This window comes from Caballeronia arvi (assembly GCF_001544695.2).
GTDB lineage: Bacteria > Pseudomonadota > Gammaproteobacteria > Burkholderiales > Burkholderiaceae > Caballeronia > Caballeronia arvi.
Genome location: NZ_FCOM02000008.1, coordinates 42,399 through 54,665 on the forward strand (window position 1 = coordinate 42,399; position 12,267 = coordinate 54,665).

Genomic DNA, 12,267 nt, shown 5'->3' on the forward strand with positions numbered 1-12,267 from the left:
GTCCGTCGCGCGGTCCCGTTTTCTGGACTAACGCATTCAGCGAAACCGTCAGCATCGAAAAATCAACTTTTCGGGACTTTCCAGAGTCCCGAAAACCGCTGTTTTCGACGCACAATGAAATACAAACGCAAAGTAAGCAGACGGAGACAAGCAACGTGACGTCGAATCAATCGAATGCCGCCGCCGTGCGCGCGTTCCGCGTGCTCGAAACGCTTGCCGAAGCAAACCGCCCGCTCTCGATGACCGAGCTCGTCGACGCGCTCGGCCTGCCGAAGCAGACGGTGCATCGCATTCTCGTGCAACTGATGGATGCATGGCTCGTGACGCGCGGCGCGAGCGACCGGCTCTATGAATGCTCGGCGCGCGTGCGCACGCTCGCAATCAACGTGCTGATGCATGCCGGTCCCGCCGCGGCGCGTCATGCGCTGCTCGAACAACTCGTCGCGCGCGTCGGCGAGACCTGCAATCTGACGATGCTCGCGGGCAACGACGTCGTCTATGTGGATCGCGTCGAAACGGGCTGGCCGCTACGCATGCATCTGCAACCCGGCTCGCACGTGCCGCTGCATTGTTCGGCGAGCGGCAAGTTGCTACTGAGCTTTCTGCCGAAGGAACGCCGCGAACGCATCATCGAGCAACTGCCGCTGCGCGCGTATTCCGAGCGCACGATCACCGATCGCGATGCGTTGCGCCGGGAGCTTGCGTTGACGCGCCGCCGCATGCTCGCCATCAACAATCAGGAGCATTTGCAGGGACTCGTCGCGATAGCGGTGCCGGTGATGCTCGATCGCAATCGCGCGTGCGCGGCAATCGCGATTCAGGCGCCGGTGGGACGCGTCGCGCTCGAACAGTTGCTCGTCTTCGAGCCCGATCTGCGCCGCGCCGCCGAAGAAACTGCAAAGACTTTCAAGGAATGAATAAAGGCCGGTTTGCGTTGCAGCAAGCCGGCCTTTCGGTTTTATCGCTTATCGGCTTATCGTTCGACGGTTTGCAGATGCTGCGTCGAATGTTCTTCCGCCCCGATCTCGACGTCCTTGCGACCGCGCCGGAACACGTAATAAGCGACGATCAGGATGCCGAGACTCGCGACGCCCAGCCACAGCGGCTTGCGCTGATCGGGAATGAAGGCCATCGCGACAAGAATCGCCATCATTCCGAAGATCGCGAGCCACGTGAGATAGGGGAATCCCCACATGCGCACGCGCAGGTCATTCGCTTCGAAGCTCGTCATGCGGGCCCGCAAACGCAGTTGCGAGAAGGCGATCAACAGGTACACGAAAAGCGCCACCGTGCCGTACGAATTCACGAGGAAAGCGAACACCGTGTCCGGCGATACATACGACATCACCACCGATACATAGCCAAACACCGTGCCGAGCAGAATCGCGCGCACCGGCACGCCGCGCTTGTTGACCTTCGCGAGACCGAGCGGCGCATCGCCGTGACGGGTCAAGGCGAACAGCATGCGCGATGCGGCATACAGGCCCGAGTTCAGCGCGGACAGCACGGCGGTGAGCACGATCGCGTTCATCACGTTTGCGGCGGCCGGCATGCCCATGACGTTGAGCGCGCTGACGTAAGGCGTCGCCATCTGAGGCGAATTCCACGGCACGAGCGCGACGACCAGAGCCACCGATCCGACATAGAACACGAGCACGCGCGTGATGACCGAATTGGTCGCCTTTGCGACGGCCTTCGCGGGTTCCTTCGCCTCCGCTGCCGCGATCGTGACGATCTCCGCGCCGAAGTAGAAGCCTGTCGCCGCCACCGCGCCTGCCATCACCGGTCCGATGCCTTTGGGCATGAAGCCACCATGTCCGAGGAAGGTCGTGGCGACATCGGTCGTGTGCATCGAGGCGGGCCAGAAACCACAGACATACAGGCCGCCGAGAAACAGGAACACGATGATCGCGCCGACCTTGATCGACGAGAACCAGAACTCGAACTCGCCGTAGCTCGCCACCGAGATGAGGTTGGTCAGCGTGAGCACGACGAGCAGCACGAGACTGATGATCCATGCAGGCACATCGGGTATCCAGAACTGCACGAGCTTCGCGCCCGCGACCGCTTCTAGCGCGATCACGATGACCCAGAAGTACCAGTACATCCAGCCCGTCAGAAAGCCCGCGAGCTTGCCCGGCCCGCGCTGCGTCCTGAATGCGAGACGCGCGTATTCATAGAACGAGCCCACGGTGGGCATCGCGCAGGCCATTTCGCCGAGCATGCGCATGACGAGCACGACGAGGCCGCCCGTGATGAGAAACGAAAGAATGGCGGCAGGCCCGGCCTGCTGTATCACCACGCCGCTACCGACGAAAAGTCCGGCGCCTATGACGCCGCCTAACGCGATCATCGTCATGTGGCGCTGCTTGAGGCCGCATTTGAGATCGCTTTGTTCCGTGCTCGATTGCATGTCGTCTCCGTCCTGATGTGCTTGTGTCGAGTTGGCGCTCGCCCGCCGGTCCATCGCCAGCGGGTCGATGCCTGTCATTCCGTCATCGGTCAGATCGCCGGTCGGTCTTTGCGATAGGCGTTCTTCACCGCGATCTTGCCGTCGCTGAACGTGAAGACGTCGACCATGCGCGCTTCGATGCGCGAGCCGTCGGCCTTCGTGCCGCGAAACGTCGATTCCGATACGCCGCGCTCGCCGCTCACGAAATGCTCGCCGTCGTTCCACGATGCGTCGGGAAACGTCTCCCATGCGAGCGTGAAGCCCTTGCGCACTTCATCGCGGCCTTCGAAGGTGCGGCCCAGTGCATCGGGGCCGGCCACGCCGTGAAAAACGCATTCGTCCGCCATGCAGTTCATCAGCGCATCGATATCGTGGCGGTTCCACGCATCGTTGAATGTTTGCAGCAGGCGGAGGTAGTCCTGATTCGTTTGAGTGCTCATGGATCGATGTTTTCAGTGCGTTGTGAAAGGGATCAGCGCTTCTCGTCCTGCGCCAGATACTTGTGATACAGAAACCGTTGACCCACGCGACGGAACGGCGCGAAACCCTTCCAGCGGACCATGCCCATCACGTTCGGGTATTCGAGTGCGGAGTCGTAGATCGGCAGCGCATCGCGTGCGTGCTGCCATTTGCCCGCGATGCGCTCGGCCATGCGCCGTCCCGCATGTGCGGAGAACGACACGCCGTTGCCGCCATAACCCACCGCGTAGAAGATGCTTTGCTCCGGATCGGGCTGCGCGACGCGCGGCATCATGTCGTGACTGACATCGACCCAGCCCCACCACGAATAGTCGATGCGAATGCCTTTCAAGGAAGGAAACTTGCGATGCAATCCTTCGATGAGCACCTCCATATGCCGGGGATTCGCGGCATCCGCGCCCGTGATCGCGCTGCGGCTGCCGATCTGCACGCGGTTATCCGGCAGCAGGCGATAGTAGAAGCGCAGCGTGCGCGTATCGGTGATGACCTGGCGCGTGCGGAAACCGGTCGACGCGAGTTCCTCCTGCGTGAGCGGCCGCGTGACGAGCGAGTTCGAAAGAATCGGCATGATCTTCGCGGAGAGCGCGCGATGCATGTCGTTGCGCGTATAGCCGCCCGTCGCGAACGCCACCGCTTTCGCGCGGATCACGCCGCGCGGCGTCTTCACGTGATGCACGCCGCGAATCGTTTCGACGTTGAGGACCGGCGTGCCCGTATGCACCTTCACGCCGAGCGAGCGCACCATGCGCATATAGCCGAACGCGAGCTTGAGCGGATGCACGCCGATGCCATCGGGTTCGAGCAGCGCGCCGCAGCTTTCGCGATCATCGACATACGACTGCGCGACTTCCTTCGCGCTCAGCATGCGCGTGTCGTAGCCGAAGACATCGCGCATGACCTTGCATTCGTTCGCGAGGAAATCCATCTTGCGTTCGCGATGCGCGATGTAGAGATGGCCGCCCGGCTGCGGATCGCAATTGAATTCGCCGATGAGTTTCTTGAACGTGTCGAAGCCTTCGCGGATTTCGGCGTCGAGTTCGAGCGCCGTCTTCTTGCCCCAGCGCTCGATCCACTGCGAGCGATAGAGGCGTCCGCTCGCGTTCTGCCCTTGCCCGCCGTTGCGGCTCGTGCAGCCCCACGCGGTGCGATTCGCATCGACGATGGTTGCGCGGATGCCATGTTCGCGTGCCAGAAAGAGCGCGGTAGAGAGGCCGGTGAATCCCGAGCCGACGATCAGCACGTCGACATCGGCATCGCCGGGAAGGGGTCCGTCGTCTTCGGGCGGATCGCCTGCGGTCGCGACCCAGTAGGTGGGCGCGTAGTCCATCGGCTGCGGGCCGATGCGCGAGACGAGCGGGTCGTAGAGCGGATCGTAGGGGGCGCACGCGCCTTGCAGGGCCGGTGCAACGTAATCGAGAGTAGCCACCGATGTCTCCTTGGAATTTGATTCCATACTGCATCCAAACGAGACGGCGGCTTAGTACCAGTCAGAAACTTTCGATGGCTCCACGGGGGCGGGCTGGACGGTTCAGGAGGGCGTGCACGGGCGGCCGGCGGACGCGAGTTAGCTCGGCACTTAATTCCAATTCCGATCGAATCGCGCCCTAACCGCCACCCCTGCGCCGCGCGCCGAGCCACGCAGCGAGCTTCGCGAACAGCGTCATATCGGGCGGCACGGACAGATCCACCGCAAAGTGATGCCGATAATACGGGCTCAGATCGAGCCCGACGCCGAGCCCGAGCACTTCCACCCTGCGCGCCGCCTCATGCTTGCCGACGACTTCGCGCAAATGCTGATCGAGATAGTTCGGATCGTTGGCCTGCGCGGTGGCGCTGTCCATCGGGCTGCCATCGGAAATCACGACGAGAATGCGTCTCGCATCATCGCGCGCAATCAAACGCGAGCAGGCCCAATCCACCGCTTCACCGTCGATGCCCTCGCGAAACAGATCGGCCTTGAAGAGCGCCGCGATATCGCCGCGCGCCGCGCGCCAGCTCGCATCGCCTTCCTTGAAAATCATGTGGCACGCTTCGTTGAGCCGGCCCGGATGGCGCGGCCTGCCCTTCGCGAGCCAGTCGAGCTTCGCGCGCCCGCCGTTCCAGGCGCCCGTCGTGAAGCCGAGCACTTCCGTCGCGACGCCCGCCATGCCGAGCGCGCGCACGAGCACGTCGATCATCACCGCGACAGGTTCGATGCTCGCCTTCATCGAGCCGGAGCAATCGAGCAGGAAGCTCACCGCGCAATCCGCATGCGGCCGTTCGCGTTCGCGCCTGAAGACGCGCCGCTCATCCGGCGATGCCACCACTTGCGCGAGCCGCCGGCCGTCGATGCGCCCGTCTTCCTCGCCGAACGACCAGCCATCGCGCCGGGGCACCATGATCGACGCCTGCAACATGCGCGCGAGACGCGGCACGTTGATATGCCGCGCGGCGATCAGATCGTCGAGACGTTCGCGATACTCGCGCAGCAATGCGGCGCGAATCAGCGAAGCCGGGCGAATGGTCTTGTCGTAGCGCGAGATGAAAACGCGATAATCCTCGCCCGACGCGTCGCGCGCGCTGCTGTCTCCGCTCGTCGCCAGCGCGAGCCGCTCGATATCGCCTTCTTCATCGTCGATATCGAACCACGTCCCGAGCATGGTGCGCGGGGGGTCTTCGTCGTCGTCATCGGACGGCGCATTGCTTTCGACGAACGCATTGCGCACGTCGCGCACCATTGTTCCGACCTGTCGTGCGATCTCCAGCGCGTGCGCGGCATAGGCGCGCTGATCGCCGCAATGCCGCCGCATGCCGGCGAGCGCATGGCCGAGCGATGGCGCGAGCGCCGCGCGTGTCGCTTCGATGAGCCCTTCCGTTTCTTCGAGCACCGCGCGGCCTGAAAGACGCGACGCAGCCATTTGCGCGACCGTATAGATCAACAGGCCGATGTCGCTGTCGAGCACGCCGGTCTCGTAGCACGCGAGCGACCACGCATCAAAGCGATGCCGCACGTTGCGCCTCACGCCCTCCATGCCGGCCGGCACGCGCGTTTCGCAACGCAACTGTTCGAGCATGTCGAAGATCATGCGTTCGACGGCGTCATCGGGCGCGAGCGTGCGGTGCAGCGCAGCATCCGAATACACGATGCGCAGCGCGGACGCATCGGCCGCACCGCGTGTCGACGCGAAGTCCTCTTCGTCCCTGCGATCGCCGCGCAGGTGCGGCGCGTGCATCGGCACCGGCCGCAAGTGCCGGTACAGCCTGCCGCCGCGATAGTGGAACGCTTCGTCGCCGGTCAACGCCCGCACGGTCGCGGCACACAGCGCATCGCGCCGCGCCAGTTCACGCGGGCCGCTCATTTTGCCGTCTCGTCGTGCCATTGCGACGGCGTATCCAGCTCTTCGCCGAACGCGCGTTGAAAATATTCCGCGACGATCGGCCGTTCCGCTTCGTCGCATTTGTTCAGGAAAGTGAGACGCAACGCGAGCTTCGGATCGCGGAAAACTTCGCAGTTTTCCGCCCAGCTGATGACGGTGCGCGGCGACATCAGCGTCGACAGATCGCCCGCCTGAAAGCCGCGCCGCGTGAATCCCGCCATGCCGACCATCGAATCGACGAGCGCGCGGCCCGCGTCGTGATCGAGTTGCGGCACGCGGGCAAGCACGATGCGCGCCTCTTCCTCGCGCGACAGATAGTTGAGCGTCGCAACGACGTTCCAGCGGTCGATCTGCGCGTGATTCAACATCTGCGTGCCGTGATACATGCCGTTCAGGTTTCCGAGACCGATGGTGTTGGTCGTCGCGAACAGGCGAAAAAAGCGATGCGGCCGGATCACGCGATTCTGATCGAGCAGCGTGAAACTGCCGTCGCGTTCCAGAATCCGCTGGATCACGAACATCACGTCGGGACGGCCGGCGTCGTATTCGTCGAACACGAGCGCAACGGGCCGCTGCAACGCCCACGGCACGATGCCCTCCTGAAACTCGGTCACCTGCACGTCGTCCCGCACGACGATCGCATCCTTGCCGACGAGATCGAGCCGGCTCACATGGCCGTCGAGGTTCACGCGCATGCACGGCCAGTTCAGGCGCGCCGCCACCTGCTCGATGTGCGTCGATTTTCCGGTGCCGTGCAGTCCCTGAACCATCACGCGCCGGTTGAAGGCAAAGCCCGCGAGGATCGCGAGGGTGACCTCGGGATTGAAGCGATACGCTTCATCGATTTCCGGAACGTGCGGATCGCGCGTGCTGAACGCCGGCACCCGCAAATCCGAGTCGATTCCAAAGAGCGACCGCACGGGCACTTCGCAGTCCGGCTCGTCCAACCATGTGTCGCGCATCATTTTGCTGATCTCCCTGCTCGTGTCCGTCGAGGCTCCAGCATAGCAAACTATCGTTTTTCGGAACAAATCATTTCGTTTATTTTTGGCTATTCGGTCTATACGGCACCGATCGGCACCTCATTTAAAATCTTTCGAACAAATTCAATTGGAACCACGCCGATGGACAAGCCCGACACGCCCACGCTGCGAGCCTTCGCGCTGCTCGAATATCTGGTTCAGGCGGGCCATCCCGTGTCGCTGACGGACATGGCGGAGGACATGGACATGCCGAAGCCATCGCTGCATCGGATGCTGGCGTCGCTCGAAGCGGGCGGTCTCGTGATTCGCGAGCCCGGCGACAAGAACGCGTACGTAGTGGGTCCGCGCCTCGCCCAACTCGGCCTCAACGTGATGACGCACGCAGGCGCGCGGCGGCTGCGTCATGCGATCCTCACGCGGCTCGTCTCGGATCTCGGCGAAACCTGCAATCTGACGATGCTGCACGAGAACGAAGTGCTGTATCTGGATCGTGTGGAGGCGCCGTGGCCGCTGCGCCTCGATCTGAAGCCCGGTTCCCACGTACCCGTGTGGTGCAGCGCGAGCGGCAAGCTGCTGCTCGCGTTGCAGCCGCGCGAGGAACGCAATGCGCTCGTGCGCGCGATGAAGCTCGAGCGCTACACCGCCAACACGATCACCGATACCGAGATGCTGGAAGCGGAGTTCGATCGCATCGCGAAGAAGGGCGTCGCGATCGACAACGAGGAGTTCGTGCAGGGCATCGTCTGCGCGGCGGCGCCGATCGTCGATGCGAACGGCACATGCATCGCGGCGATCGCGGTGCATGCGCCGGTGTCGCGCACGCCGCTCTCCCGCGCGCTGGAAATGGTGCCGCGCCTGAAGGAAGCGGCCACCGAACTCGGCAAGACGTTTTGAACGTTACGCCGCGTTCCGAATAAAAGTGCAACCGGATGTTCCGAAAATTGTGGCAGCCGCAGACACTTTGCGCGTAGAGTAACTGTAATCTGAAACCAATTGTTCCGATTTCAGTTCATGCGCGACACCAATCTCCTCGAACCCGCCGAGCATGCCGGCGATGAAGCGCGGACGCTTCGTCCGCTCGCCGTCCTCGAACATCTGGCCGCGGCAGGCCACGCTTACACGCTGTCGCAGCTCGCGGCGCGCGTGCGTATTCCGAAGGCGACGCTGCTGCGCCTGATCGATTCGCTCGAAGCGCAGGGCTACGTCACGCACATGCCCGACTCGCGCGGCACCGACCGCGGCATCGCGCTCGGTCCGCGCGCCGCCCAGCTCGCGCTCGCGACGCTCGCGAACAATTCGTTCACGCGCGCGTGCCGCTCTATCCTGCGTTCGCTCGTCGATGTGACCGGTGAAAGCTGCAATCTCACCGCGCTCGACGGCGACACGGTCCTCTATATAGAGCGCGTCGAGACGGACGAACCGCTGCGCCTGCACATGCAGGCCGGCATGCGCGTGCCGCTGCACTGCACGGCGAGCGGCAAGCTGTTTCTCTCGCAGATGCCGCTCGCCGAGCGCCGGCAGATACTCGGCCGCCTCGCGCTCACGAAGAAGACGAATCGCACGCTTACCGATCCGGCTCTGCTCGAAGCCGAGCTCGACCGGCTCGCCGCGCGCGGCATCGGCATCGACAACGAAGAGTTCGTGCTCGGCATGGTGGCGGTCGCGGTGCCCATCATCGACGCCACGACCGGGCGCGTGCTCGCGTGCCTCGCCGCGCATGCGCCGACGGCCCGCGCGAACCTGAACGATCTGCTCCAGGCCGTGCCGCAACTGCGCGAAACCGCCGTGAAGCTCGCGACGCTCATCGACGCGTCCGACGGCCTGACGCTCATGGCGCGTCAACGTCCCGCCTCGCGTTAACTCCCTTTTTCCGGAATCCCGCCGACGCCCGCCGCACGGGGCCCGGCGGCGTCCGCCGTTGAAAAGCGCGACGAAGTTCCAACTTTTAACGAGACAATTCATTCCGTTTATTTTAAAAACTAGTTGACGGCGAAATCGACTCGTCCTACGATGTGTTCACGATACATATTCCGGAACCAAACGTTCCGTTTTATTTCACCCGGAGACACTCATGAGCGAGCACGACCAAGCACGTCCTTCCCAGACCACCCTCGCCACCACCAATGCGACACCCAGCGGTCCGCAGGCGATGACCCCGTCCGAAGCCTTCGTCGAAACGCTCGCCGCCAATGGCGTGACCGAGATGTTCGGCATCATGGGTTCGGCGTTCATGGACGCGATGGACATCTTCGCGCCCGCCGGCATCCGTCTGATCCCCGTCGTCCACGAACAGGGTGCGGGCCACATGGCCGACGGCTATTCGCGCGTGTCGGGCCGTCATGGCGTCGTGATCGGTCAGAACGGTCCGGGCATCAGCAATGCCGTGACGGCCATCGCGGCGGCGTACTGGGCGCATAGCCCGGTCGTGATCGTGACGCCCGAAGCCGGCACGATGGGTATCGGTCTCGGCGGCTTCCAGGAAGCGAAGCAACTGCCGATGTTCCAGGAATTCACGAAGTATCAGGGCCACGTCACGCATCCGGCGCGCATGGCCGAATTCACCGCGCGCTGCTTCGACCGCGCGATGTCGGAAATGGGCCCGACGCAGCTCAACATCCCGCGCGATTACTTCTACGGCCAGGTCAAGGTCGAGATTCCGAAGCCGCAACGTCTCGATCGCGGCCCCGGCGGCGATCAAAGCCTCAACGAAGCGGCCGATCTGCTCGCACAGGCGAAATTCCCCGTCATCATTTCGGGCGGCGGCGTGGTCATGTCCGACGCCATCGAGGAATGCAAGGCGCTCGCGGAACGTCTCGGCGCGCCGGTCGTGAACAGCTATCTGCACAACGACTCGTTCCCGGCGAATCATCCGCTGTGGTGCGGTCCGCTCGGCTACCAGGGTTCGAAGGCCGCGATGAAGCTTCTGAACCAGGCCGATGTGGTGATCGCGCTCGGCTCGCGTCTCGGACCGTTCGGCACGCTGCCGCAGCACGGCCTCGACTACTGGCCGAAGGAAGCGAAGGTCATCCAGATCGATGCGGATCACAAGATGCTCGGCCTCGTGAAGAAGATTTCCGTCGGCATTTGCGGCGACGCGAAGGCGACCGCCATCGCGCTCACGCAACGTCTCGCCGATCGCAAGCTCGATTGCGACGCGACGAAGGACGCCCGCTCGAAAACCATCGCCGATGAAAAGGCCGCGTGGGAGAAGGAGCTCGACGAGTGGACGCATGAGCGCGACCCGTACAGCCTCGACATGATCGAAGAGCAGAAGAACGAGACGCCGTTCAGCGGCGGGCAGTATCTGCATCCGCGTCAGGTGTTGCGCGAGCTCGAAAAGGCGATGCCGGAAGACGTGATGGTCTCGACCGATATCGGCAACATCAACTCGGTGGCGAACAGCTATCTGCGCTTCAACAAGCCGCGCAGCTTCTTCGCGGCAATGAGCTGGGGCAATTGCGGCTATGCGTTCCCGACGATCATCGGCGCGAAGGTCGCGGCACCGCATCGTCCTGCCGTGTCCTACGCCGGCGATGGCGCGTGGGGCATGAGCCTGATGGAAACCATGACCTGCGTGCGCCATAACATTCCGGTGACGGCGGTCGTGTTCCATAACCGCCAATGGGGCGCGGAGAAGAAGAATCAGGTGGACTTCTATAACCGCCGCTTCGTCGCGGGCGAGCTCGACAACCAGAGCTTCGCCGAGATTGCGAAGGCGATGGGCGCGGAAGGCATCGTCGTCGACAAGCTGGAAGACGTGGGCCCGGCGCTGAAGAAAGCCATCGATCTGCAGATGAATCACGGCAAGACCACGATCATCGAGATCATGTGCACGCGCGAACTCGGCGATCCGTTCCGCCGCGATGCGCTCGCGAAGCCGGTCCGCATGCTCGACAAGTACAAGGACTACGTCTAAGTCCTTCGTCGCGCCGCCCTGCTTCCCGGGGCGGCGTTTTCTTCTTATCTGAATGGGCCCGCCATGAAAGCCATGCATCGCATCATCGATCAGGCTCGCAACCTGCCGATGCGTATCGTCCTCTCCGAAGCCGAAGACACGCGCGTGCTTCAGGCAGCGCAACGCGCGCAGAAGGAAGGCATCGCGCGCATCGTGCTCGTGGGCGCAAAAGCGCGCGCGTATCAGGTCGCGGATGGCGCGGGCATCGATCTGGAAGGCATCGAGATCGTCGATCCTTCGCAATCACCGCTTGGCGCACGTTTCGCAGACGAGCTCTTCGCCCTGCGCCAGAAAAAAGGCATGACGGCTGAAGCGGCGCGCGAAGCCGTGCTCGATCCGCTGTGCTTCGCGAACCTGATGGTGCGCACGGGCGAGGCGGACGGCTCCGTGTCCGGCGCGGTCAACACGACGGCGGACGTCGTGCGCAACGCGATCCAGATCATCGGCGTGCGTCCGTCGTTCAAGCTCATTTCCAGCTTCTTTCTGATGATGCTGTGCGAGCCTTTTCATACAATGAAAGGCGGCCTGATCTTTTCCGATTGCGCGCTCGTCGTCGAGCCGGATGCGGAGCAACTTGCCGAGATTGCAATGGCCGCCGCCGACAGCGCGCGCAACCTGCTGATGGAAGATCCGCGCGTCGCGATGCTCTCGTTCTCGACGAGCGGCAGCGCGCATCATGCGGCCGTCGATAAAGTGATCGACGCGACGCGGCGCGTGAAGGAAGCGCGCCCCGGCCTCGCGATCGACGGCGACGTGCAGCTCGACGCCGCGATCGTCGCGGAAATCGCGCAGCGCAAGGTGCAGCACTCGCAGATCGAAGGGCACGCGAACACGTTGATTTTCCCGAGCCTCGAAGCGGGCAACATCGGCTACAAGCTCGCGGAGCGCATCGGCGGCGCGAAGGCCATCGGCCCGCTTTTGCAGGGGCTCGCGAAACCCGCGAACGATCTGTCGCGCGGCTGCAGCGCCGACGATATCTATTACGTGATCGCCGTGACCTGCGTGCAGGCGCAGGCCGCGCGGCATCAGACCGTGTGAGCG

10 protein-coding genes are annotated in these 12,267 nt (G+C 63.4%); 5 read left to right on the forward strand and 5 right to left on the reverse strand.

What is annotated here, in order from left to right:
- Nucleotides 1-155 precede the first annotated feature (155 nt).
- Nucleotides 156-917: an IclR family transcriptional regulator gene (locus AWB74_RS11795; RefSeq protein ID WP_061146953.1), complete on the forward strand. Its 762-nt coding sequence runs from the start codon at nt 156-158 to the stop codon at nt 915-917.
- A gap of 56 nt (nt 918-973) precedes the next feature.
- Here the strand turns inward: AWB74_RS11795 and AWB74_RS11800 are convergent, their stop codons facing one another.
- From AWB74_RS11800 to AWB74_RS11820, 5 genes are all read right to left on the reverse strand, one after another.
- Nucleotides 974-2,413, reverse strand: a complete 1,440-nt coding sequence (locus AWB74_RS11800; protein WP_061147118.1) for an amino acid permease — start codon at nt 2,411-2,413, stop codon at nt 974-976.
- An 89-nt stretch (nt 2,414-2,502) separates the two neighbouring features.
- Nucleotides 2,503-2,892 (reverse strand): nuclear transport factor 2 family protein, encoded by a 390-nt coding sequence (locus AWB74_RS11805; RefSeq protein ID WP_061146954.1) that lies wholly within the window; start codon nt 2,890-2,892, stop codon nt 2,503-2,505.
- A 32-nt stretch (nt 2,893-2,924) separates the two neighbouring features.
- A complete protein-coding gene (locus AWB74_RS11810) occupies nt 2,925-4,358 on the reverse strand; it encodes an NAD(P)/FAD-dependent oxidoreductase (RefSeq protein ID WP_061146955.1) in 1,434 nt (477 codons plus the stop codon).
- 178 nt (nt 4,359-4,536) lie between these two features.
- Nucleotides 4,537-6,270: a cobaltochelatase CobT-related protein gene (locus AWB74_RS11815; RefSeq protein WP_061146956.1), complete on the reverse strand. Its 1,734-nt coding sequence runs from the start codon at nt 6,268-6,270 to the stop codon at nt 4,537-4,539.
- Nucleotides 6,267-7,253, reverse strand: a complete 987-nt coding sequence (locus AWB74_RS11820) for an AAA family ATPase (protein WP_087038958.1) — start codon at nt 7,251-7,253, stop codon at nt 6,267-6,269. Before AWB74_RS11820 ends, AWB74_RS11815 begins: the two co-directional genes overlap by 4 nt.
- Nucleotides 7,254-7,412: 159 nt before the next feature.
- On the opposite strand from AWB74_RS11820, the gene AWB74_RS11825 reads away from it, so the two are divergent.
- The 4 genes from AWB74_RS11825 (at nt 7,413) to pta (ending at nt 12,264) form a co-directional block, all read left to right on the forward strand.
- The gene (locus AWB74_RS11825) at nt 7,413-8,165 is read left to right on the forward strand and encodes an IclR family transcriptional regulator (protein WP_061125168.1); all 753 of its coding nucleotides are present in this window, start codon (nt 7,413-7,415) and stop codon (nt 8,163-8,165) included.
- A 117-nt stretch (nt 8,166-8,282) separates the two neighbouring features.
- Nucleotides 8,283-9,131 (forward strand): IclR family transcriptional regulator, encoded by an 849-nt coding sequence (locus AWB74_RS11830; protein WP_061146957.1) that lies wholly within the window; start codon nt 8,283-8,285, stop codon nt 9,129-9,131.
- A gap of 211 nt (nt 9,132-9,342) precedes the next feature.
- Nucleotides 9,343-11,187, forward strand: a complete 1,845-nt coding sequence (xsc, locus tag AWB74_RS11835) for a sulfoacetaldehyde acetyltransferase (protein WP_200821964.1) — start codon at nt 9,343-9,345, stop codon at nt 11,185-11,187.
- Between the two features lie 63 nt (nt 11,188-11,250).
- Nucleotides 11,251-12,264, forward strand: coding sequence for a phosphate acetyltransferase (gene pta / locus AWB74_RS11840; protein WP_061146958.1), 1,014 nt, complete (start codon nt 11,251-11,253; stop codon nt 12,262-12,264).
- Nucleotides 12,265-12,267: the final 3 nt, after the last annotated feature.